Annotated in this window: 16 protein-coding genes; 6 read left to right on the forward strand and 10 right to left on the reverse strand. The window is 54.6% G+C overall.

Translation table 11 applies throughout. From position 1 onward, the window contains the following. The first annotated feature begins 16 nt into the window (after positions 1–16). Positions 17–1,339, forward strand: a complete 1,323-nt coding sequence (locus tag DCC81_RS07605) for an aspartate kinase (RefSeq protein ID WP_108685954.1) — start codon at positions 17–19, stop codon at positions 1,337–1,339. 287 nt (positions 1,340–1,626) lie between these two features. Here the strand turns inward: DCC81_RS07605 and DCC81_RS07610 are convergent, their stop codons facing one another. Then, a complete protein-coding gene (locus DCC81_RS07610; RefSeq protein ID WP_108685955.1) occupies positions 1,627–2,379 on the reverse strand; it encodes an XRE family transcriptional regulator in 753 nt (250 codons plus the stop codon). A 150-nt stretch (positions 2,380–2,529) separates the two neighbouring features. Between DCC81_RS07610 and DCC81_RS07615 the strand changes: the two genes are divergently transcribed. After that, complete coding sequence (locus DCC81_RS07615; RefSeq protein WP_108685956.1) at positions 2,530–2,982, forward strand: hypothetical protein; 453 nt, start codon at positions 2,530–2,532, stop codon at positions 2,980–2,982. Between the two features lie 90 nt (positions 2,983–3,072). On the opposite strand, the gene DCC81_RS07620 is transcribed toward DCC81_RS07615, so the two are convergent. Beyond that, positions 3,073–3,738, reverse strand: a complete 666-nt coding sequence (locus DCC81_RS07620) for an SdpI family protein (RefSeq protein ID WP_165806475.1) — start codon at positions 3,736–3,738, stop codon at positions 3,073–3,075. A gap of 198 nt (positions 3,739–3,936) precedes the next feature. On the opposite strand from DCC81_RS07620, the gene dinB reads away from it, so the two are divergent. Together dinB and DCC81_RS07630 are read left to right on the forward strand one after the other, a co-directional pair. Then, a complete protein-coding gene (gene dinB / locus DCC81_RS07625) occupies positions 3,937–5,190 on the forward strand; it encodes a DNA polymerase IV (RefSeq protein WP_108685958.1) in 1,254 nt (417 codons plus the stop codon). After that, positions 5,180–8,143 (forward strand): DNA polymerase III subunit alpha, encoded by a 2,964-nt coding sequence (locus DCC81_RS07630; RefSeq protein ID WP_108685959.1) that lies wholly within the window; start codon positions 5,180–5,182, stop codon positions 8,141–8,143. Before dinB ends, DCC81_RS07630 begins: the two co-directional genes overlap by 11 nt. Positions 8,144–8,183: 40 nt before the next feature. Here DCC81_RS07630 and DCC81_RS07635 read toward each other — a convergent pair whose 3' ends face one another. The 6 genes from DCC81_RS07635 to DCC81_RS07660 form a co-directional block, all read right to left on the reverse strand. Then, a complete protein-coding gene (locus DCC81_RS07635) occupies positions 8,184–9,086 on the reverse strand; it encodes a histone deacetylase family protein (RefSeq protein ID WP_108685960.1) in 903 nt (300 codons plus the stop codon). A gap of 25 nt (positions 9,087–9,111) precedes the next feature. Next, complete coding sequence (gene pdeM, locus DCC81_RS07640; RefSeq protein WP_165806476.1) at positions 9,112–9,759, reverse strand: ligase-associated DNA damage response endonuclease PdeM; 648 nt, start codon at positions 9,757–9,759, stop codon at positions 9,112–9,114. A gap of 48 nt (positions 9,760–9,807) precedes the next feature. Further along, complete coding sequence (locus DCC81_RS07645) at positions 9,808–12,462, reverse strand: ligase-associated DNA damage response DEXH box helicase (RefSeq protein ID WP_108685962.1); 2,655 nt, start codon at positions 12,460–12,462, stop codon at positions 9,808–9,810. Positions 12,463–12,508: 46 nt separating this feature from the next. Further along, positions 12,509–13,381, reverse strand: a complete 873-nt coding sequence (locus DCC81_RS07650; protein ID WP_108685963.1) for an SMP-30/gluconolactonase/LRE family protein — start codon at positions 13,379–13,381, stop codon at positions 12,509–12,511. A gap of 75 nt (positions 13,382–13,456) precedes the next feature. Continuing rightward, positions 13,457–14,326 (reverse strand): AraC family transcriptional regulator, encoded by an 870-nt coding sequence (locus tag DCC81_RS07655; protein WP_165806477.1) that lies wholly within the window; start codon positions 14,324–14,326, stop codon positions 13,457–13,459. 1 nt (position 14,327) lies between these two features. Further along, the gene (locus DCC81_RS07660; RefSeq protein WP_108685965.1) at positions 14,328–15,401 is read right to left on the reverse strand and encodes an LD-carboxypeptidase; all 1,074 of its coding nucleotides are present in this window, start codon (positions 15,399–15,401) and stop codon (positions 14,328–14,330) included. A gap of 151 nt (positions 15,402–15,552) precedes the next feature. Here DCC81_RS07660 and DCC81_RS07665 point away from each other — a divergent pair, with 151 nt between their 5' ends. After that, complete coding sequence (locus DCC81_RS07665; RefSeq protein ID WP_108685966.1) at positions 15,553–15,972, forward strand: hypothetical protein; 420 nt, start codon at positions 15,553–15,555, stop codon at positions 15,970–15,972. A 29-nt stretch (positions 15,973–16,001) separates the two neighbouring features. Then, positions 16,002–16,139 (forward strand): hypothetical protein, encoded by a 138-nt coding sequence (locus DCC81_RS25520; protein ID WP_165806478.1) that lies wholly within the window; start codon positions 16,002–16,004, stop codon positions 16,137–16,139. Positions 16,140–16,226: 87 nt separating this feature from the next. On the opposite strand, the gene DCC81_RS07670 is transcribed toward DCC81_RS25520, so the two are convergent. After that, positions 16,227–16,904 carry a hypothetical protein gene (locus DCC81_RS07670; protein ID WP_133177595.1) on the reverse strand — a complete coding sequence of 226 codons (678 nt, stop codon included), beginning with the start codon at positions 16,902–16,904 and terminating at the stop codon, positions 16,227–16,229. A 52-nt stretch (positions 16,905–16,956) separates the two neighbouring features. After that, positions 16,957–18,552, reverse strand: a complete 1,596-nt coding sequence (locus tag DCC81_RS07675; protein ID WP_108685968.1) for an ATP-dependent DNA ligase — start codon at positions 18,550–18,552, stop codon at positions 16,957–16,959. Between the last annotated feature and the right edge of the window lie 17 nt (positions 18,553–18,569).

The raw sequence follows: 18,569 nt of genomic DNA on the forward strand, positions 1-18,569 counted from the left end.
TCATATATAAACGAGCATGAAAGTTTTAAAATTTGGCGGTACTTCGGTAGGAAAACCGGAACGCATGCATTCGGTGGCCCAACTGATCACCGCAGATCAGGATGCCAAGATCGTGGTACTGTCTGCCTTATCCGGGACCACCAATTCCCTGGTGGAGATCGCCCAGTCACTGGCGGACGGCAATAAGGCACAGGCCAAACAACAGATCGACAAGCTGGAAGCACATTACCGGTCTTTCTGTGAAGCGCTCGTCAAGACAGACGCAGCCCGCGCTGAAGCCAAAGCCATCGTGGATGAACATTTTGAGTTCCTTAATATCATCCTGAAGATCTCTTTCAATGAAGCACTGAATAAAGATATCCTCGCGCAGGGTGAATTGCTGTCTACCAAACTGTTTACCGTGTACCTGCAGGAAGCCGGCATCAAGGCCGTGTTGCTCCCCGCGCTGGACTTCATGAGCATAGACGAGTTTGAAGAACCGGAAATTCCCCGCATCAAGACCCGCCTCACGGCCCTCATTGACCAGCAGAAAAGCGAGCACATTTTCATCACCCAGGGTTACATCTGCCGCAATGCCAAAGGCGAGGTGGACAACCTGAAACGGGGTGGCAGTGATTACTCTGCGTCCCTGATCGGTGCAGCCATCCAGGCTTCTGAAATACAGATCTGGACAGACATTGATGGGATGCACAACAATGATCCCCGCGTGGTGAAGAAAACCTTCCCGATCGACCAGTTGTCTTTCGATGAAGCCGCGGAACTGGCCTACTTTGGCGCCAAGATCCTGCATCCCGCCTCCATCTGGCCTGCACAGCATTTCAATATTCCTGTGAAACTGCTCAATACCATGCAACCGGAAGCAAAAGGCACCATCATTACCGAACTGCCTAACGGCAACGGGGTGAAAGCAGTAGCAGCAAAAGACGGTATCATTGCCATCAAGATCAAATCCAGCCGAATGCTGCTGGCATATGGTTTCCTGCGGAAGATCTTCGAGGTATTTGAAAAATACCGCACGCCTATTGATATGATCACCACTTCTGAGGTGGCGGTTTCCATCACCATCGACAGCACTGCCCACCTGGAGCAGATCCTCAAGGAACTGCAGCCTTTTGGTACCGTAGAACTGGATCATCACCAGACCATCGTATCTATTGTGGGTAACGAGGTGGCGGCTACACCGTCCATCATCCAGAAACTGTTTGACTCTATCGCAGAGATCCCCGTGAGGATGATCTCTTATGGTGGCAGCCGCCATAACATTTCTATCCTGGTGGCAGCACAATACAAGGATAAGACCCTGCAGGTATTGAACAAGGGATTGTTCAACCTGGAGTAGGAAATATAATTTCAGAGCGTGGCCCGGGCAGTGATGCCCGGGCTTTTTGTTGAGGCCCGGAGCGATGTAACCGGTGCAGCAGCGCGGGCACGTGGTCTAACCCATGTAGGAATGCCGCCGGCCAGGTGTTACGCCCGTGAAACATAACAGGCCTATAACAGGCATGGCCCGGGCAACGGTGTGCCTGGGCCATTATATATAACTTTTGCGGGTAAATATGCCCCTTATACGCAAGTGCATCCGCACTCACGCTGTCATTCAAAACATATCACGTTAACAAGGGGAATCTACTCCTTGATCTTCTTCTTCAATAAACTCACCTGGTCCTGCAAATGGCTTACCATGTCCGCCAGGTGCGTTACACTCATGCGGCTTTGACTGTTGGTCTTGCTGATCACGGCATCGGTTTGCCAGATCTCCAGGATGTCATCCATGTTCACGGAGTAAGGCTCGTACTGGGGATTGTCTGATACGAGGGTGACCTTGGTCTTGGCCCGGTTGCTTTTCACCAGGCGTTTGTACACGATGCCTTCGCGGTTGGTCATCACGATGTAGGTCTCATTGTTGCGCAGGTCATCCCAGCCACCTACTTTGTGGCAAACAATTACGGAGCCGGAGGGAGTGGGCAGCATGGAATCTCCCGCAATTTCAAAGGCCCGGTAACTGCCTGCGCCCAGCATGGGCAGGGTAAAGGTGTTCAGCTCCTCGATGAACTCATCATCGTTGTAACCTGCCAGGTAACCGGCGGCCGCTTTTACCGGCACAAACTCGATCTGCTGGCGGCTGTTGCCCATCTTAAGCTGCCGGCGTTTTTCCAGGAAGTTCTCTTTCTGGTCGCCCAGGTCGCGGCGCAACATGTCATCGATAGACACGCGGAACATATCGCTGACCATCTCCAGCACCTCGGTGCGGGGCTCCGCACGTTCCTCCTCGTAGGCGCCGAGCAGGGAACGCTTGATCCCTAATTTATCGGCAAACTCCTGCTGGGTCCAGCCCTTTTGCTTCCGCAGGTATTTTAAATTACGACAAACGATAGACATCCTAAATAATTTAGTTCGTTGCTAACAAAATTAGCAATTAATTTGAATTAACCAAAAAAATGAAGAAAAAAGGCCGTTTTTTTTATTTCAGCCCGATTTGGTATTCGGAAATCCCGCCTTACTTTTGCCAGCAGTCAAATCTGAACTTCTATGTACGATACGCTTAAGATTATTCACTCCCTCCTGCGCTGGCTGATCCTGCTGTCAGGCGTTTTTGTGGTGCTGCGCTCCCTGGGCGGCCTGGCCGGTAAGAAGGCCTACACTTCCGGCGACGGTAAAGCAGGATTGTTCTATATGATCTTCTTTGACCTCCAGCTATTGGTAGGCCTGCTCCTGTTCTTCGTTTTCAGCCCGCTGGTAGGCATCCATGATATGGGCGCCGCCATGAAAGACCCCATCATGCGCTTTTACACGGTGGAGCATGAGACCATGGCCATTATTGCTTTTGTGCTGGTGCACATTGGCCGCGCCAAGACCAAGAAAGGTACGGATGCACAGCGCCATAAAGCCGCGCTGATCTTCTTTGGCCTGGCCTTCCTGCTGGTACTGGCCCTGGTACCCTGGCCCTTCCGCGCGGTAGGCGCCATGCAGGGCTGGTTCTAATAACGTATAGCCGTAACCGTTAGTAGTTACCGAAAATAAAAGCGAAAGCGCTGCGTCCCGTACGTAGCGCTTTCGCTTTTTAATGCAATGTCATCCCTTGTCTGTGTTGTACAGGCGGAAGGAATAGATGTAGGGCAGGAAGGCAATGAGCGCCGCAATAACAATCACCACAAACACGGCCGATACGGCCTGCATAAAAAAGCCGCATGACATGATCACGATGCCCGCAATGATCCAGAGCCTGCTGGCCATGCGGTGGGTCTCCTGCCAGATCTGTGAGCTCATGAGCGTCCAGGGCGTGCGTACCCCGATGAAATAATTGGGCTGCAGCCCACCCAGGTACACACCCAGGATCACCACCAGCAATCCCACTCCCACAAAGGCCCAGCGCTCCAGCAGGAACTCCTTGCCAATATGGATCATGAAGATCAGTACGCTGGTAAATACCGCCAGGTACAGGTGCATGAGAAAACGGGTGCGGTAGTAGGAACGCCAGTAGCCGGAGGTATGGTCTGGTACCTCATCCGTTTTGGGAATGTAGCGGAACAGGCAGTACAATAAAAAGTTGGTCAGGAAGAGGAAGATCATGAGCAGCAACAGCTCATTTTTATCACCGATACGGCCGGGCGTACCCTGCACCGTATAATTGGTGCCTACCATCTCTGGAATAGTGGGCCAGATAATGCCCAGGTAGGCCATGGGCACCAGCAACAATAGAATAATGAGCACTTCTTTCGGGAAATCAGACTGTTTCATGCTGATCAGTTTTAAAAGATGAACGAAATATAACCGGTCGTACGCTCTTTTTCCCTTCATGGCTAATTCAATGCCACCCCGAATTTACGCATATTCCATTGATCCTCAATCTCGAAAGAAATTAGTATCCGGCAGCTAATTTTATTAGTAAAGCTAAAATATTTAGTATTTTTACCGCGGGACAAAACCCCCGGCGGTATGATCACATTACAACAACGTTCCATTGCGCACTTCGACCTGGATTGCTTTTTTGTATCCGTAGAATGCCTGAAAGACCGCAGCCTCATTGGCAAACCCTTGCTGGTAGGCGGCCAGAGCGACCGTGGCGTGGTGGCAGCGTGCAGTTATGAAGCCCGGCGTTATGGCATTCATTCCGCCATGCCCATGAAAACCGCCATGCGCCTTTGCCCGCACGCGATAGTGCGCAGCGGCGATATGGAAAAATACAGCATGTACTCCCGCTGGGTCACCGATATTATTAGCAGACAGGCCCCGCTCTATGAGCAATCTTCCATCGATGAATTTTACCTGGACCTCACCGGCATGGACAAATTCTTTGGCGCGGAAAAATGGACCAAAGCCTTGCGGGAACGCATTATCCTGGAAACATCCCTCCCCATTTCCTTTGGGCTGGCGTCTAATAAACTGGTATCCAAAGTAGCCACCAACGAGGCCAAGCCCAATGGGCAGCTGGTAGTACCTTATGGCCTGGAGCGTGCTTTCCTGGCGCCCATGAAGGTGGAAAAACTACCCATGGTGGGTAAGGAAACGGCCGCACAGCTGCGCCGCCGCGGCGTGGAAACGGTACAGACCCTGAGCGAAGTTCCCGTACAACTGCTGGAAGCCTGGCTGGGCAAGCATGGCATAGCGCTGTGGAACAAGGCCAATGGCATTGATGAAACACCGGTGGTCCCTTTTCATGAACAAAAATCCATTTCCACGGAAAATACTTTCCATGCAGACACCATTGACCTGCATTTCCTGCATGGAGAGCTGGTGCGTATGACGGAGAAGATCGCCTTTGAATTGCGCCAGCAGAACAAACTGGCCGGCTGCATTACCGTGAAGATCCGCTACGCTGATTTTCAAACCGTGAGCCGGCAGATGACCATTCCTTACAGCTGTGCAGACCACGTGTTGCTGGAAAAGGTGAAGGAGCTCTTTACAAAACTGAACGACCGGCGTCAGCTGATCCGCTTGATCGGCGTGCGTTTCAGCCACCTGGTGCAGGGCAATTACCAGATCAGTTTATTTGAAGATACCCAGGAAAAAATAGCCCTGTACCAGGCGATAGACGGGATTAAGAACCGCTTTGGGGGCGATGCGCTGATGCGCGGGGTGAACGTGGAGCAGCACAACGAGCGCAAACACCGGAAAGCAGGCGTGCTGCCATTTTACAAACCGGAACGGTACCTGAAAGAGGTGGCTAAAACCAGGCCCTATGTATCTTAATTGCAAAACCAGTTTCAGCCTGCGGTACGGTACCATGCAAACCAAAACACTGGTGGAGCAGGCAAAGGCAACCGGTGTTACAGCACTGGCACTGACCAATATCAATATGACCGCGGATATATGGGACTTTGTACAAAGCTGCCAGCAGTGCGGCATTCAGCCCATTATGGGCATTGAGTTCCGCAACGGGCACCATTGCTGCTACATTATGCTGGCCCGCAGCATGCAGGGGTTGTTGCAGATGAATAGTTTCCTCTCCCGCCACCTGGAGCATGATGTGCCATTCCCACAACGGGCCCCTGTGCTGGAAGATGTATTTGTGATCTATCCCTGGGGAAGCTTGCCCATGGAAGCTTTGCAGGCGCACGAGCTGCTGGGCGTGCGGCCGCGCGAGCTGAATAAATTGTTCCGGGTAAATACAGCAGCCTATGCGGACAGGCTGGTGATCCTGCAGCCGGTAACACTGTGCGATGCCAGCCAGTATGAGCTGCATACCCTGCTGCGGGCCATTGACCAGAACCTGCTCATCACCCAGTTGCCGCCGGAAAGCCTGGCCCGGCCGGATGAAGTGATGTTGCCGCCCGCCCTGCTCCTGGAGCGGTTTGCAGCCTATCCGCATATTATACAGAACACCCTGCGTATTATACAGGCCTGCGATGTGCACGTGGATTTCAGGGTGAACCGCAATAAACTTTTCTTCACCGGCAGCCGGGAAGGAGACCGTACCAAACTACGGCAACTGGCCATGGAAGGGATGCAGCGCCGGTATGGCGCAGACCATGCCGTGGCGCTGGAAAGGGTGGAAAAGGAGTTGCGCATCATTGACCAGCAGGATTTTAACGGGTACTTCCTCATCACCTGGGATATTATAGATTATGCGCGCAACCGGCGCGGCTATTTCCACGTGGGGCGGGGCTCCGGGGCCAATTCCATCGTGGCCTACTGCCTGGATATTACCGATGTGGACCCCGTGGTGCTGGACCTTTACTTTGAGCGTTTCCTCAATCCTTACCGGAGCAGCCCCCCGGATTTTGATATTGATTTTTCCTGGAAAGACCGGGACGATGTGATCCGCTACGTGTTTGAAAAATATGGCCCGGAGCATACCGCATTACTGGGCACGGTAAGCACTTTTCAACGCAATGCCACTATCCGGGAGCTGGGCAAAGTATACGGGCTGCCCAAGGGCGAGATAGACAAGATCCTGGCAAACCCTTACCAGACAAAGCTCCGGGCGGATGATGATATTCACCGCAAGATCTGGCAATACAGCCAGGAGATGGAAGATTTTCCCAACCACCTCAGCATCCATGCCGGCGGTATTCTGATCAGCGAAGCGCCCATCCGCCAGTATTGCGGCACCCACCTGCCACCCAAAGGCTTTGTGACTGCACAACTGGACATGCACCAGGCGGAAGCCATTGGCCTGCATAAGTTTGATATCCTGAGCCAGCGGGGCCTGGGTCACATCCGCGATGCGGTGGAGCTGATCCGGCATAACCGCGGGGTGGAAATAGACATCCATGATGTGAAGCGCTTCATGGCCGATCCCCATGTGCAGGATGCCCTGCGCAACGTGAACACCATTGGCTGCTTTTACATCGAGTCGCCGGCTATGCGCCAGTTGCTGAAGAAGCTGGCCTGCGATAACTACCTGACGCTGGTGGCAGCCAGCTCCATCATCCGCCCGGGCGTGGCACAGTCCGGGATGATGCGCCAGTACATCTGGAATTATCACCACCCCGACATGGTGCACTACCTGCATCCCATGCTCAAAGCACTGCTACAGGAAACCTATGGAGTAATGGTGTACCAGGAAGATGTGATCAAAGTGGCGCACTACTTTGCAGACCTGGAACTGGCCGATGCAGATGTGCTGAGAAGGGCCATGGCAGGCAAGTACCGGGGGATGGAGGAATTTGAAAAGATCCGGCACCAGTTTTTCGACAACTGCCGGCGCAAAGGTCACCAGGAGGAGGTGATCGCAGAGGTGTGGCGGCAGATTGCCAGCTTTGCCAACTTTTCTTTTTCCAAGGCGCACTCCGCGAGTTTTGCCGTGGAAAGCTACCAGAGCCTGTTCCTGAAAACCTACTTCCCGGCGGAGTTTATGGTGGCGGTGATCAATAATTTCGGGGGCTTTTATAACCGGGAACTGTACTTCCGGGAATTACAGCGATGCGGGGCCAGGGTGCACCCGCCTTGTGTAAATAACAGTGACGAGTATACGAATATCAGCGGCGAGGATGTGCACATTGGGTTCATCCACGTAGAAGGGCTGGAAACAAAGCTGGTGGCACAGCTCCTGCGGTCGCGCCATCATCACGGCCCGTTTGAAAGCCTGGAAGATTTTGTGGCGCGCATCAGCCCTGCGCCGGCCCAGCTGGAACTGCTCATCCGCATTGGCGCGTTTAATTTCACAGGGCTTACCCGCAAGGAATTGTTATGGAAAAGCAGCCCCCTGGTAAGAACGCGCCCGGCGCATGCAGACCAGCTCATTGCGTTGTTCAAAGATCCACCGCTGGATGCGCCCCTGCCCCAGTTGGCCTATCATCCGCATGAAGAGGCATTTGAAGAAATAGCGTTGCTGGGCTTCAGCGTGGACTCGCCTTTTACCGTGCTGGCGCATGAGCAGGATCACTACCTGCCGGTGCGGGCGCTGGATGATAAAGAAGGGGAAACGGTGGTGATGCTGGGCTACCTGGTGTGCACCAAACTGCGGCGCACCGCGAAAGGGGAGCCGATGTGCTTTGGCACTTTCCTCGACCGGGAAGGCGCTTTCCTGGATACGGTGCATTTCCCGGTCAGTTTACAGCGCTATCCGTTCCAGAAAGGTGGGTTCTATGTGCTGGAAGGCAAGGTGGTAAAGGAATTTGGCGTAGTGTCTGTAGACGTCCAGTACATGCGGAAAGTAGGGTGGATGGAAGATAAATTCCCCGAGGTGGTGCATTATTGAAGGTTGTTAAGTTCCCCCCGGGGCGGTGCATTATTAAATGTTAAAACCCCCAGATATCCATGGCGGCGCGGAAGGTTTCGCAATGCGCGTTCACCACGTCTTTTACCAACGGGGAATAGCCGCCGCCCATGGCCACTACGCAAGGAAGGCCGGCGCACTTGATGGTTTCCAGCACAAACACATCACGGGCACGGCAGCCGGCGGGTGTGAGGTGCAATTTGCCAAAACGGTCTGTGGCCAGTACATCCACGCCGGAAAGGTAAAACACAAAATCCGGCCGTACAGTAGCCAGGAGGTGGGGAAGTGTGTCATACAGCAGGCGGAGATAGCCGGCATCGTCCAGGCCATCCGGCAGGGGGATGTCCAGGTCAGAGGTTTCTTTGTGAAAAGGATAATTGTGCTGCCCGTGCATGCTGAAGGTAAAGACGCGCGGCTCGTGGGCAAAGATGGCTGCCGTGCCATTGCCCTGGTGCACATCCAGGTCTATGACCAGGATCTGCTTTGCCAGGCCATGGTGCAGCAGGTGCAGGGCGGCAATGGCAAAGTCATTGAGCAGGCAAAAGCCCTCGCCCCGGTCTGCAAAGGCGTGATGGGTGCCCCCGGCCACGTTCATGGCAATGCCGTCCTGCAGGGCAAAGCGGGCGCAGTCTATACTGCCCTGTGCAATCACGATCTCTCGGTGGGTGAGGGCAGGGCTTTGTACAAAGCCGGTGGGGCGCTGCTCCCTGGGCGTAAGGGTTTGGTCCCGGAGCTTATGCCAGTAGGTGACCGTGTGGGCGCGGAGGATGTCTGCTTCCGGTGCCGGCGCGGGGTGGAATAACTGGGAGGGACTGATCACACCCTCGCGGAGGAGCTGTGCGGGGATCAGCTCGTATTTCACCATCGGGAAGCGGTGCTCCTGTGGCAGCGGGTGTATGTAACATGCATCGAAAGCGATCTTCATCCTGGATTATTGATTCGTTGTTCTGCTATTGCCATTGCATTACCTGCTTATCCGCGATCACAAACACCGCTTCATGCGGCGCGGGCGCCACGCTGGCCAGGCCCGTGAATTTGCCGAAGGCGGGCAATACGGCATATTGCTCCCCAAAATAGAAACACGGCAGGCGCATGGACTGGCGCCCCATGCCGGAGATCACCACGCCAGGATGGAGATGGCCGGAGATCACGTAACTTTTCTGCGCCACGGCATCCGCCGCATCATGGGCAAAGTAAATATTGCGCAGTTGCAAATGCTTTTCCACTTTTACCTGCAAACCCGCATACACCATAGGTTCCAGGATATCGTGGTTACCCTGCACCAGGATAAACTCCACCCGGGAGAACTGCTGGCGCCAGAGGCGGAAGTATTCAATATCGTTATTGGCCACGCTATGGAACATGTCCCCTACAATGATGATGCGCACGGGATGGTAGCGGGTAATGAGTTTTTGTAAACAGAACAGGTCTTCCTGCACCAGGTGGGCCGGCACCGCAATGCCCGCCTTCCTGAAATGGGCGGACTTGCCCAGGTGCAGGTCAGACACGATGAGCGATTGCTCTTCCTGCCAGAAAATGGCTTTGTAGGAAGAGAGGACCCAGTGTTGTGATTGATGTTGAAATATTAGATCGTCCAAGGTGATTGCGTACTTCTTTTTAGCGCGGCGCGCTATCTGGTCTCAAAATTAGGATAACTTCCGCGTTGTGCCCACCCGCCCTTTGGAAGGAAATTTTGCTGCCGCCTGCTTACCCGCTTCCTTTACCGCCTCCTCCACATTGTGCGCATCCACCGGTACACCTGCCTGGCGCGACACCGGTGCGCGTCCCTTACCCTTCGTTTTGGGAGCCTTGATAGGACCATCATCCACCGGGCTGAAATGCTGTTGCTGCAGCTTTTTAATGCGGTCGGATAATTTTTCGCTGGTAAGATTTTCCCGGAGACTGTCCACCTTGATGGGGAAGCAGAACGGCGTGAGCTTTTCCGGCTCCGTGATCACGATGCGCTGGATGGCAATGCGCTCCAGCATTTCCCGCAGACGCGGCTCCTCTATCTGGTAAAAATAAGCCTCATTGTACGACTGGCGCAGTAATAAATTCTGGGCATCATAATCCCGGAATACATTGAACAGCAAAGAGGCGGATGACTGCAAATGCCGGTTGGTCTTGTGTTTGCCGGGGTAGCCCTGGAACACGAGGCCGGCTATTACAGCAATGTCGCGGAACTTGCGCCGCGCCATTTCTGTGGCGTTCACGCTGCTTTGCAGGTCTATGTTCAAACCATCCAGGGAGAAGAGGGCTTTCACATTGCTGTTGTCAATAGGAATGGGCTGGTCACTGAGCAGCTCAAACCCGTAATCATTCATAGCGATGGAAAAGGTGATGGGATGGTGCAGGGCGATGCGGTAAGCCAGCAATGCTGCCATGACCTGGTGCACGAGCCGCCCCTCAAACGGGTATACGAAAAGATGGTGGCCATCTTTGGTCTCAATCTTTTCAATCAGCAGTTCATTTTCCGCCGGGATGTGGGAGAGGTGGGCCTGCAGGGCAAAAAGCGGCTGCAGCGCTACCAGTTCCGGGTCCGTGGAATTGCCGGCAATGGCTTCCTGGAATTTCTTGCGCAGCATCTTACCCAGGTTGGCCGAAAGCGGGATGCGGCCACCCATCCAGCTGGGCACAATGGTCTTTTTAGCGTTTGACTTGCGCACCAGCGCCGTCATGTCCTTGATCATCACGAACTCCAGGTTATGCCCGCCCAGGCTAAAGGCATCGCCCGGTGTAAGCCGCGACAGGAAAGACTCTTCCACCACGCCCACATAGCCTCCGCTGAGGAATTTTACTTTCAGCATGGCGTCGCTCACAATGGTGCCAATGTGCAGGCGGTGGCGCAGGGCCAGCTGCCGGCTGCGGCAAATGTAAAAATTGCCTTCCCGCTCCAGCTTGCGGAATTCATCATAACTGTGCAGCGCATCGCCCCCGGTGCTCAGGAACGCCAGCGCCCATTGCCAGTCTTCGGGGGTAATATCGCGGAAACAGAAGGTACCGGCCACTTCCTGCCAGATCTCGTCTGCATGAAAGCCGTCGGAAATGCCCAGGGTCATCAGGTATTGCAGCAGCACATCATAGGCCAGTACCACCGGGGTGCGGCTTTCAATGAGATTGGCTTCCATGGCCTCTTTGAGGGCCGCCGCCTCCACCAGTTCCAGGGAGTGGGTGGGCAGGAAAAAGATCTTGCTCACGGCGCCCGGTTGGTGGCCGCTGCGGCCTGCTCTCTGCAGGAAGCGCGCCACACCTTTGGGGCTGCCCACTTGTATCACGGTGTCTACCGGGCGGAAGTCCACGCCCAGGTCCAGGCTGGAGGTACACACCACCGCTTTGAGCTGGCCGGTATGCAGGGCTTCTTCTACCCAGATACGCAGTTCCATATCCAGCGATCCATGGTGCAATGCCAGTGCCCCCGCATATTCCGGGTGCTGGCGCAGGATCTCCTGGTACCATATTTCAGACTGGGAGCGGGTATTGGTAAAGATCAGCGTAGTGCGGCTCTGCTCAATCACAGGCATGGCCTTGTGCAGCAGGCGTATGCCCAGGTGCCCCGCCCATGGTAGTTCTTCAATGCCATCGGGGAGTATGCTTTTAAGCGCTATTTTTTTGTGGATGACCGCCCGCACGATCACGCCGTGGGCCGCATCGCTGCCCAGCAGCACGTCCAGGGCCTCTTCCAGGTTACCAATGGTAGCAGAGATGCCCCAGATGCGCAGGTCGTTGTGAAAATTATTACGGACCAGGTGTTTAATGCGGCTCAGGGCCAGCTCCACCAGCACACCGCGCTTGGTGCCCAGCAGTTCGTGCCACTCATCCGTAACAATGCATTGCAGCTGGGCAAACACGGCGGGGTAATGTTTCTGTCCCAGCAGCAGGTGCAGGCTTTCCGGGGTGATGATGAGCACTTCCGGCATTTGCTTTTTCTGGGCGGCGCGCACGCTGGTGGAGGTATCACCACTGCGGATGCCCACCTGCCAGGCCATGCCCAGTTCGTTGATCACTTCCTGCATGGCGCGGGCCAGGTCTTTGGCCAGGGCACGCAGCGGGGTGATCCACAGCAACTGCAGACCGTTCTTGCTTTTCTTCCTGAAATTATCGGGATGTTGGTCTATCCAGGCAATCAGCACTGCCAGGAAAAGGGAGAAGGTTTTACCGTAGCCGGTAGGCGCATTCACAATGCCAGAGCGGCCTTGCAGGTACTGCTCCCAGGCTTCCTCCTGGAATACGAAAGGCTGCTGCTCTTTTGCCGCCAGCCAGTCTTTGATCACTATCCATCCGCGCGAAATTTGTTCTTCCATGAGGATATGAAGTTAATCAAAAACCGGGGTTAACCATTCACCTTCCCTACAGCGGTTTGAACAAGATCTTGGACTCCAGCATAGCGGGCGTGACAACAATATGTTTGGCGGCATCGTAGTAGAAATCTGCGGGGCCGGATACGCCTTTCAGTACTTCGGTAGCCTGCCCGCTTTGCACGTTCACTTTTTTGAAGATACCGGCGCCGGCGGGACTGGCCATGTTGGCCCAGTCAGATACCAGGAGGGTATGGGCGTCCAGCAGCTGCAGGCCGTCAAAGTAGCCCACTTCGGTGCCAATGCGGCGGAAAGAAGCCTGCCTGTTCTTCCAGCTGATCTCGCCCAGTATGCCGGTAGGTGCTGCACCTCCTTCAAAGCCGCAGGTGTACAGTTTATGGGCCTGGGGGTCGTACACAATGCCATTGGCCCCTGCTACCGCTACCGGCAGCGCTTTGTAAGACAATCCTTTGCCCAGCGTTACTTCGTACACCTTGCCTACATCCGTGGCAGATACAAAAAGGGTGTGGGCGTCTTTGGCCACCACATCGTTCAGGAAGCTGGTCTTCTCACGGGCGAAGCTGAGCTCCGCTGTTTTCTTACCCGTTTGGAGGTCAATGCCCACGATGCGGTCAATGTCTGCCACATACAGCACGCCGCCCACGATAGCGCTGCCCTTGGGGGCATCCAGCTTTTCCGTGGTGATGCTTTTGGTGATGAGTTGTCCGTCTAAAGACAGTTTGGAAATATAACCGTTACCGTCTTTGGCGCCGGGGTTCATGCCTTCACCTATATTGTCTACATACAGGTATTTACCATCGGAAATTACGCTTTCAGGAAAGGTAAGGCCCTGGTCCTGGGCGCTGGCGCTAAGGCACAGCAGGCTGGCGCCGGCCAGCAGCAAGTGTTTGAAACTGGAATGCATAAGAGTTTTGATTTAGGGTATGTTTACAATGGCAAAGCTACAGCAGGATGCCGGCGCAGGGGTAACGGGATCGGCTCACATAATTGCTTTTTTAGTGCGCACGGCGTTGGGCGTGCACCCGTAGTGGGTCTTGAAGATGCGGATGAAGTGGGGCACGTTTTCAAAACCGCATTCCAGTGCTATTTCCGATACATTTTTATTACTGTTGTTCAGGAGCATGTGTGCATGCGCCAGTCTTTGCTCATTGATCCATTTCTTGGGCGGGCACTGGTAGCGCTGCTGGAAGTCCCGTTTAAAAGAAGCCAGGCTGCGCCCGGAAAGCTGCGCCAGTTCTTCAATGGTAAGGGGCTGTAGCAAGTGGTGGCGCACAATGTATTCAATGTCTGCCGGCTGTTGCTGCACCACGCTTTTTACATAACTCCACACCGCTTCCTTTTGCGGACCGGCCAGCAGCAGCAGGAATAACTCCTGCAGTTTCAGTTGCAGCAGGGGCTCAGGATTTTCCAGCACGGTTTCAAAGTATTGTTTGTATTGCTCACGGAAGCTGTGCAGGAGCGGGTTTTGGGTGAAGAGCACCACGTGGTGGTCCGACGGGGGCGCCTGCAAATGTGCATGTTCCGCACCATACTGGCGGAAGAATTTCTGCAGGAAGTTATCGTCAAAAAAGATGATCAGCGCTTCATAATAGGTATCGTCCGGGATGCAATCAGACATGGCATACTGCCCGCGCTTGAGCAGCAATACATCATTGCCCCGCACAATAATATCCTGGTCCGGCAGGTGCAGGTGCTTCTCCCCGCGGATGATAAAAATAAACTTGTGCTGGGCCAGGAATACGCTACGGCGGCTGCTTTCATACTGCTGGCGGTACAGGGCATAGGGCACGCCTTTGGCCTTGAGAAAGACCATGCCTGCCGCATCTTCGAGTATCAGTGGTGTTGCCATATCATTCAATTTCATCCAGCAGTACCCCCGTGGGGCTCACCTGCAAACGGTGCATGACGCCGCATTTCAGGGCAAAGTTATTCTTTTGGTGGCCAACCGGGAAATTGAAGCACACGGGGTAGTGTTTGTCCTTCACCTTTTCCATTACAATATCGTATACGGTCCTGCCAAATTCTTCCCCGGGGTCATCGGACTTCAGGCGGTTAAAGCCGCCAATGACCAGGCCTGCCAGGTTATCCAGCTTCCTGGCGCGCTGCAGGTTGTTGAACATGCGGTCCAGGCTGTACAGGTATTCACCCACTTCTTCCAGGAAAAGGATCTTGCCTTGCGTATCTATTTCGGAATCGGTGGCCATTACGCTTTGTATCATAGACAGGTTGCCACCGGTGAGCACGCCGCTGGCGGTACCGTTGCGGTTATTGGCGTCTGCATCGGCGCTGTAGTGCATGCGCTGGCCGGTGAGTGCCTGGCGGATGGATTCAATGGTTTCCTGCACAATGGGCTCAGCCTTGCGGAAATCGTCCGGGAAACTGTTGCACATCTTGGAGTGCAGGGTGGCAATGCTGAAATGCCGGCTGATGTGGCAATGCAGCACCGTAATATCGCTGAATCCAATGACCCATTTGGGCCTGCGCCGGAATTTGGTGAAGTCCAGCCCATCCACAATGCGCGCCGCCCCGTAGCCCCCGCGGGCGCACATGATGGCCTTGATGTCCGGATCGTCCAGCATGGCCTGCAGGTCTGCACAGCGCAACGGGTCCGTGCCGCCAAAGGAGTAATCACGGGCATCCACGGTTTTGCCCATACGGATCCTGAAACCCCATTGCTGCATCAGCTGTACGGCGGGCATTATGTCCACGCGGCTGATATAACCTGCCGGGCAGGTAATGCCGATGAGATCGCCCGGTTTCAGGTATGGAGGGATGGGGCCTGCGGCCAATGCAGGTTGCAAAGGGGGGGCGGCCTGCGGCCAATGTGCCTCCGTGTGCGCAGCCTGCCCGGCTGCCCGGACCGGCCACCAGGGCAGGCTGGCGCCCAATCCGAATAAGCCTGATAAAAAATGCTTGCGGTTCATGCCATGCGTGTATTGGATACTTCCCTGAATTTATGGTACAATTTTTACCAGCTATAAGTTTACAGCGTTCATTAACAATTTACAAACACTTTAATCTGCTGCAACATTTAAATTCGCACCGCCTTATTGCCAAAACCTAATCTTTGTTGTCATGTGTCAAAAAGTGATCATCACCCTGTTGCTTTGCGTAACAGGCTTACTACAAAAAACGGCCGCCCAGCAGGCCTGGCGCATCCTGCCGGGCAAGTCTATCGGGCTCACTTACCTCGGTCAGCCGGCCGATTCCCTTGCTAAAATACTGGGCAATGCTGACGGGGGCGATGCCGCCATGGGCAAGGCGTGGGCCGTGTATTACAATAAAGACGCCCACAAGCATATCCGCGATTCCAGCCGCTTCCTGGCCGTGTACCTCACCCGCGATGAACCTGTAGGCATGCGGGTACGCCAGATCCGCGTGAACACACCTTCTTTCCGCGCCAATAACGATGTGAAAGTAGGCGTTTCGCTGGCCAAGATCCGTGCAAACTTTCCCAACCTGCTGCGCGCGCCGGCATTTACCAGGATACGGTAACGCATACACGCTATTACCTCTACGATGCCGTGCACCAGGGGATAGCTTTTGAGATCAGTGGGACTAACAATGCCTGCACCGCCATTACCGTGCATGATACCACGAAGACCATTGCAGGCACCTATCTTACGGTACCGGGGAATGAACGGATGAAGAAGGTGCAGTAAGGTTGTACAACGTACCGTGTATTTGCTTTAAATAGCAAAAGCCCGTCCTGGCATTACCGGGACGGGCTTTTTTATAGCGCGTTCTAATTAGTGCCTTCTGGTGCCTTTGGGACGGGTGCGGGCGCCAAAGTTATATTCCACGCCGCAGCTGAAGATCCCATCCATACGGGCTACATAACCCGGGTTGCTGACAGACTGGTACTGGAAACGTACGCCCAGGGAGGCCGGGCCTGCCGGGAAGCGGAAGCCTGCATCAAACACAGGGCCATGTGCCTGGATGTTTTCTTTCAGGTAGCCATAATCACCGGAGTTGTAATCATACACTTCAATCTTAGATTGGGTGAGGTGCCAGCCGTAACCGGCGCCTACAAAGAAGCCCCAGCGTTTAAAGGCATCGCGGGTGGCCGCCGCGCCAAAATTGTATTCCACCAGCAAAGGCAGGTCTGCCATATAACCGATCTGGATGTCTGTACCATCATTAGATACAAATTCTCCATCCTGGTTGGTGCTCAGGCTGAGCCCCAGCGTAACATGGGTGGCCAGTGACAGGCTGGAAGTGGGGCTGAACACGGCAAAGTTGAACCGGGGAGAATACGTAAGGCCATAACCATAGTAATGGCCGGCCAGGCTGCTGTCCTGCATCACACCGCCAAAGAAAGTGACACCGGCTGCCTGGGAAAACATCTGCCGTCCATTGTCCTGGGAGAATGCCTGTGTGCTACAGAGGAACAGGGCAAACAATGCTGCAATAATACGCTTGTACATAGGTTTAGAGGTTTGGGTTTTGCCCGCCAAGATAGGCGCAATTTTCCACAAATCATACCCGGTATTGTGCCAACAATTGTTTCAGATCTTCCAACGTGTTGATTTCCGCTACCGGCTTATCGCGCCGCCAGCGGTTAATGCGCGGGAAACGCAGCGCTATGCCGGATTTGTGCCGGTTAGAAGCTGCAATACCTTCAAACGCAATTTCAAAAACAAGTTCGGGCTTCACGGTGCGCACCGGGCCAAATTTTTCAATGGAGTTGGCCTTCACCCAGCGGTCCACCTCATTGATCTCTTTATCCGTAAGGCCGGAATATGCTTTGGCAAAAGGCACCAGCGCGTCCCCGTCCTTTACGGCAAAGGTGTAATCAGTGTACAGGTTAGACCTGCGCCCATGGCCTTTCTGCGCGTAGATCATCACAGCGTCCACGTGGAAGGGCTCTATCTTCCACTTCCACCAGTCGCCCCGCTTGCGGCCCACTTGATAAATTGAGTCAGCGCGTTTCAACATCAGCCCTTCGCTGCCATTTTCACGGGAAGCTTCGCGCAGCCGGGCCAGCGCATCCCAGTTGGGGAACGCTATCAGCGGGGATATTTTCAATACAGGATTATCGGCATCCGCCACTAACTTTTCCAGCAATGCCCTGCGGGCGGAAAGTGGCTGCTGGCGCAGGTCCTGGCCATTCCATTCCAGCAGGTCATAACTAAGTAAGACCACCGGCGCTTCCTGCAATTGTTTCTTTGTTACGTTCTTGCGGCCTATGCGGGTTTGCAATGCGGCAAAGGGCAAAGGGGCTTCCTGCTGCCAGGTGAGGATCTCACCGTCTATCACCGTGCCATCCGGCAGGGATGGCAGCAGGGACGTAAACTCGGGAAACTTTTCCGTGAGCAATTCCTCACCCCGGCTCCAGACAAACAGGGTGCCTGCCCGTTTGATCACCTGCCCGCGTATGCCATCCCACTTCCACTCCGCCTGCCAGTGTGCAGGGGCGCCCAGTGCATCTGGTGTCGTTTCCAGCGGGTAAGCCAGGTAAAAAGGGTAGGGGCGGGAGATAGGCGTACTATCGCCATCATCCCGGAGCAGTTCTTCCAATGTAATGCTCCGCGGGTTCCACTCCCCGCTGATGCGGTGGGAAAGCGTGGCGGCGGGAATGGTGTAGGTTTTGGCCAGTGCATTCACCATGGTTTGTTGTGACACCCCGATGCGGAAACCGCCGGTGATCAGTTTATTGAACACAAACTTTTCCGCATTGGGCAGCTGGGCCCAGGCTTGCAGCACAAACTCCCGCTTCACGGGCTCTTCGGCTTTTTCCAGCCCGCTCAGTTGCTCCAGCCAGTAGTGCAGTGGCCGGGAAGCCGCTACTACCGCCGGTTCCGGCAGGAGCAGGGAAATGGTTTCCGCCAGGTCACCCACGGTATGGTAGCATTCTTCAAACAGCCATTCTTCCAGCCCTGTCACCTGCATGCACCAGGCTTTCAGCTGTGCCGCATTCACGGTGCGCCTGGGCCTGCGCCCGGAAAACAGGGCCAGTACCCAGGGCTTGTCCTTCACATCCGCCTGGGCAAAGTACTGGCTCAGCGCCTCCAGCTTTTCATTGGTCTTGGTGCTGTTGCTCACTACTTTTACCAGGTTTACAAAGTCCGTCATAAATGGCGTTTATCCGT

The sequence above is a fragment of the Chitinophaga parva genome (assembly GCF_003071345.1).
In the GTDB taxonomy this organism is placed as follows: domain Bacteria; phylum Bacteroidota; class Bacteroidia; order Chitinophagales; family Chitinophagaceae; genus Chitinophaga; species Chitinophaga parva.

Bases quoted from the DNA above. Each gene is read 5' to 3' on its own strand.
- DCC81_RS07605 (WP_108685954.1), top strand. From the start codon at position 17: ATGAAAGTTTTAAAATTTGGCGGTACTTCGGTAGGAAAACCGGAACGC.
- DCC81_RS07620 (WP_165806475.1), bottom strand. From the start codon at position 3,738: ATGAAACAGTCTGATTTCCCGAAAGAAGTGCTCATTATTCTATTGTTG.
- DCC81_RS07650 (WP_108685963.1), bottom strand. From the start codon at position 13,381: ATGCATTCCAGTTTCAAACACTTGCTGCTGGCCGGCGCCAGCCTGCTG.
- DCC81_RS07635 (WP_108685960.1), bottom strand. From the start codon at position 9,086: ATGAAGATCGCTTTCGATGCATGTTACATACACCCGCTGCCACAGGAG.
- DCC81_RS07615 (WP_108685956.1), top strand. From the start codon at position 2,530: ATGTACGATACGCTTAAGATTATTCACTCCCTCCTGCGCTGGCTGATC.
- DCC81_RS07630 (WP_108685959.1), top strand. From the start codon at position 5,180: ATGTATCTTAATTGCAAAACCAGTTTCAGCCTGCGGTACGGTACCATG.
- DCC81_RS07670 (WP_133177595.1), bottom strand. From the start codon at position 16,904: ATGTACAAGCGTATTATTGCAGCATTGTTTGCCCTGTTCCTCTGTAGC.
- DCC81_RS07665 (WP_108685966.1), top strand. From the start codon at position 15,553: ATGTGTCAAAAAGTGATCATCACCCTGTTGCTTTGCGTAACAGGCTTA.
- dinB (WP_108685958.1), top strand. From the start codon at position 3,937: ATGATCACATTACAACAACGTTCCATTGCGCACTTCGACCTGGATTGC.
- DCC81_RS07610 (WP_108685955.1), bottom strand. From the start codon at position 2,379: ATGTCTATCGTTTGTCGTAATTTAAAATACCTGCGGAAGCAAAAGGGC.
- DCC81_RS07675 (WP_108685968.1), bottom strand. From the start codon at position 18,552: ATGACGGACTTTGTAAACCTGGTAAAAGTAGTGAGCAACAGCACCAAG.
- DCC81_RS07660 (WP_108685965.1), bottom strand. From the start codon at position 15,401: ATGAACCGCAAGCATTTTTTATCAGGCTTATTCGGATTGGGCGCCAGC.
- DCC81_RS07655 (WP_165806477.1), bottom strand. From the start codon at position 14,326: ATGGCAACACCACTGATACTCGAAGATGCGGCAGGCATGGTCTTTCTC.
- DCC81_RS07645 (WP_108685962.1), bottom strand. From the start codon at position 12,462: ATGGAAGAACAAATTTCGCGCGGATGGATAGTGATCAAAGACTGGCTG.